At 69.7% G+C, this 4,393-nt stretch carries 1 protein-coding gene; it reads left to right on the top strand.

The genetic code is table 11. The annotated features are described in order from the left end of the window. The first annotated feature begins 1,755 nt into the window (after window positions 1–1,755). The gene (locus NMQ14_RS18690; protein WP_257098377.1) at window positions 1,756–4,137 is read left to right on the top strand and encodes an alpha/beta hydrolase fold domain-containing protein; all 2,382 of its coding nucleotides are present in this window, start codon (window positions 1,756–1,758) and stop codon (window positions 4,135–4,137) included. Window positions 4,138–4,393 lie beyond the last annotated feature (256 nt).

Here is a 4,393-nt window from a genome sequence, read left to right as displayed (position 1 = left end):
ACGTCCCCGTCGCGATCAGTGCCATGACCATCGCAGTGCGAAGTGCGTATCGCGGCGGGGACGCCGCTCCCACAAGGACGGCGATCGTGCTGTGACCATCGCGGTGCAACGTGCGCATCGCGGCAGAGTGGCTGCTCCCACAGGCGCCGCGCCCCTTCAGAGACCACGGCGAGGCCTCAAGCGCAGGGACTGTGGGAGCGACGTCCCCGTCGCGATCAGTGCCATGACCATCGCAGTGCGAAGTGCGTATCGCGGCAGAGTGGCCGCTCCCACACGCGCCGCGCCCCTCCAGAGACCACGGCGAGGCCTCAAGCGCAGGGACTGTGGGAGCGACGTCCCCGTCGCGATCAGTGCCATGACCATCACAGTGCAACGTGCGCATCGCGGCAGAGTGGCCGCTCCCACAGGCGCCGCGCCCCTTCAGAGACCACGGCGAGGCCTCAAGCGCAGGGACTGTGGGAGCGACGTCCCCGTCGCGATCAGTGCCATGACCCTCGCAGTGCGAAGTGCGTAGCGCGGCAGAGTGGCCGCTCCCAAAAGGGCCGCGCCCCTCCAGAGACCACGGCGAGGCCTCAAGCGCAGGGACTGTGGGAGCGACGTCCCCGTCGCGATCAGTGCCATGACCATCAAAGTGCAACGTGCGTATCGCGGCGGGGACGCCGCTCCCACAAGGACGGCGATCGTGCTGTGACCATCGCGATGCAGCGAGCGCATCGCGGCAGAGTGGCTGCTCCCACAGGGGCCGCGCCCCTCCAGAGACCACGGCGAGGCCTCAAGCGCAAGGAGTGTGGGAGCGACGTCCCCGTCGCGCTCAGTGCGATGACCATCGCTGTGCTAAGTGCGTATCGCGGCAGAGTGGCTGCTCCCACACGGGCCGCGCCCCTCCAGAGACCACGGCGAGGCCTCAAGCGCTGGGCCTGTGGGAGCGACGTCCCCGTCGCGATCAGTGCCATGACCATCCACGTGCATCGGGCGGATCGCGGCGGGGACGCCGCTCCCACAAGGACGGCGATCGTGCTGTGACCATCGCGATGCAGCGAGCGCATCGCGGCAGAGTGGCTGCTCCCACAGGGGCCGCGCCCCTCCAGAGACCACGGCGAGGCCTCAAGCGCAAGGATTGTGGGAGCGACGTCCCCGTCGCGATCAGTGCCATGACCATCGCAGTGCGAAGTGCGTATCGCGGCGGGGACGCCGCTCCCACAAGGACGGCGATCGTGCTGTGACCATCGCAGTGCGACGTGCGTAGCGCGGCGGGGGCGCCGCGCCCACCAAGACCGCGCTCGTGCTGTGACCATCGCAGTGCGACGTGCGTAGCGCGGCGGGGACGCCGCTCCAACAAGGACCGCGATCGTGCTGTGACCAACGCGAAGCAGCGAGCGCATCGCGGCAGAGAGGCTGCTCCCACAGGGGCCGCGCCCCTTCAGAGACCTCGGCGAGGCCTCAAGCGCAGGGATTGTGGGAGCGACGTCCCCGTCGCGATCAGTGCCATGACCATCACGGTGCAACGTGCGCATCACGGCGGGGGCGGAGCGGGGGTTTCGGCGGGCACTGCTCGCCGCCCGCGGAGCCGGTTGGCCATGCAGGGCCAACCGTGGATCGCCGCTCCCACAGGGACGGCGATCGTGCTGTGACCATCGCAGTGCGAAGTGCGCATCACGGCGAAACCGCCGGGGGTTCGCCGTTCCGCCCGGGTGAGGTAGGGTGCGTGGTGCCGTGAGTGCACGGAACCAACCGAACTGAGGCGGAGCGTGTTGCATGAGGAAGACGTACTCACCCCGGGGCTCCATCGAGGCGCTGTCGGCCTTTCTCATCCGCGGCTCGCTGAAGCTGGTGTTGAAGCCTGCGTTTTCGCCGCGCTGGTCGATCGAGGCGCAGCGGCGCTGGCTGGCGCGGCTCACCAAGACCACGCTGGTACCGGCCGGGGTGTCGATCGAGCCGGCCACGGTCGGCGGGGTGCCGGGCGAGTGGCTGCGCCGGCACGACACGCCGCCGGTGCGCCCCGGCGTCATCCTGTATCTGCATGGCGGTGCCTACTGCGTGGGCTCCGCACTCGGGCATCGGGCGCTGACGTCGCGCATTGCGCTGGCCAGCGGCTTGCCCGTGTTTTCGCTCGAATACCGGTTGGCCCCCGAACACCGCTTTCCGGCCGCCATCGACGACGCCGTCGCGGCCTTCCGCGCGCTGAACGAGCAGGGCCCGGTCGTCATCGCGGGCGATTCGGCGGGCGGCGGTCTGGCGCTGGCAGCGGCCATTGCACTGCGCGACGCCGACGCGCCGCGCCCGGCGGCACTCGTGCTGCTGTCGCCCTGGGTCGACATGACCCCCGCCGGCATGCCCGACATGATTCCCGCGGGCGAAGCCATGCTCAGTACCGACTGGGCGTCAGCCTGCGCCGCGCACTACCTCGGTGATGCGCCGCCCGAATCGCCGCTCGCCTCGCCGCTGCGCACCGATCTGCGCAGCCTGCCGCCGACGCTGATCCAGGCCGGCACCGACGAGCTGCTGCACGACCAGGCAGTGGCGCTGCACGACGTGCTCGAGGCAGCGGGCGTCGAGGTCGAATGCGACATCACCGAGCGGCGCTGGCATGTGTTCCAGATGCATGGTGGCGCGCTGCCCAGCGCCGACGCGGCCATAGCCCGCATCGCGCGCTTTGCGCACGCGTCGCTGGCGCACGCCACGCCGCCCATCACCACGCGGCACGAGGTGGTCATCCTCGGCGCCGGCATGTCAGGCCTGTGCATGGCGGTGCAGCTCAAGCGCGCCGGTATCCACGATTTCGTCATCCTCGAAAAACAGGCGGGGCTCGGCGGCACCTGGTGGGACAACACCTATCCCGGTGCGCACGTCGACGTGCCCGCGCCGGCCTATTCCTTCTCGTTCGCGCCCAACCCCGGCTGGTCGCGCCGCTTCGCCTCGGCGCCCGAGATCCAGGCCTACATGCAGCAGGTGGCCGAAAAGCACGGCCTGGTCGGACATATGCGGCTCGGCACCCGGCTCGCCGAAGCCACGTTCGACGAATCCAGCGGCCGCTGGCAATTCGCCACCGAACGCGGTGATGCGCTGAGCGCGCGCTTTTTCGTGTGCAGCACCGGCCCGCTGAGCCAGTTGCGCTGGCCCGACATCCCCGGGCTGGCCGATTTCCGCGGCAAGACGCTGCACTCCGCCCGCTGGGACCACGGCTACGCCATGGCCGGCAAGCGCGTCGCCGTCATTGGTACCGGCTCGACCGCGTCGCAACTGGTGCCGCCGGTCGCCGCCGAAGCAGGGCAACTGCACGTGTTCCAGCGCACCGCCAACTGGGTCATGCCGCGGCTCGACCGCCGCTACAACCTGCTCGACCGGCTGCTCGCCCACCTGCCGCCCTACGCCGCCGCCGTGCGCGCCGCCTGGGTGCAGGTGCTCGAACTCGGCCGGCGCGGCTTCGACGAAGGCACGCTGTCGCGCAAATCCATGCTGTTGACCGCCGCGCGCCACCGCGACAAGCAGGTGCCCGACGCCGCGCTGCGCGAGCGCCTCACGCCGCCGTACCCGCTGGGCTGCAAGCGCATCATCTATTCCAACGATTTCTACCCCGCGCTGTCCCGGCCCAACGTCGAACTGGTGACCGACGCCATCACCCGCATCACTCCGACCGGCGTGGTCACGGCCGACGGTCGCGAGCGCGAGATCGACACCCTGGTGTGCGCCACCGGCTTCGACGCCGTGCAGCTGCTGTCGTCGCTGCGCGTCACCGGTCGCGCCGGTCGCACGCTGGCCGAGGCCTGGTCCGACGGCCCGGCCGCCTATCAGGGCATCACCGTGGCCGGTTTTCCCAACATGTTCCTGATGCTCGGTCCCAACACCGCCACCGGCCACACCTCGACGCTGCTCTATATAGAACCCGAAGTGCAGCACGCCATCACCTGCATGCAGGCCGTGCGCACCGGCGGCCGGCGCTGGATCGATGTGCGCCCCGAAGTCGCCGACGCCTGGAACCGCGACCTGCAGCAGCGCCTCGGCACCTCGGTATGGAGCCAGTGCCGCAGCTGGTACCGCATGGAAAACGGCCGCGTCATCGCCATCTTCCCCGGCTTCACCCGCGAATATGTGAAGGCGGTGAAGAAACCGGATCTGGCGGATTACACGCTGGCGTAAGTGGAATGGACCGTGGGCCGTGGGCCGTGGGCTGTGGGATTGTGGGATGTGGGTATGTGGGTATGTGGGTATGTGGGACTGTGGGATTGCGGGATTGTGGGAGCGACGGCCACGTCGCGATCAGTGCCGCGACCATCACAGTGCGAAGTGCGTATCGCGGCGAGGCCGCCGCTCCCACAAGGGCGGCGCGCCCGGAACCACGGCAAGCCCTCAAGCGCAGGGACTGTGGGAGCGACGGCCCCGTCGCGATCAGTGC

This window comes from Methyloversatilis sp. XJ19-13, assembly GCF_024580155.1.
Lineage (GTDB): Bacteria > Pseudomonadota > Gammaproteobacteria > Burkholderiales > Rhodocyclaceae > Methyloversatilis.
This window is presented reverse-complemented; position numbering and strand designations above follow the sequence as displayed.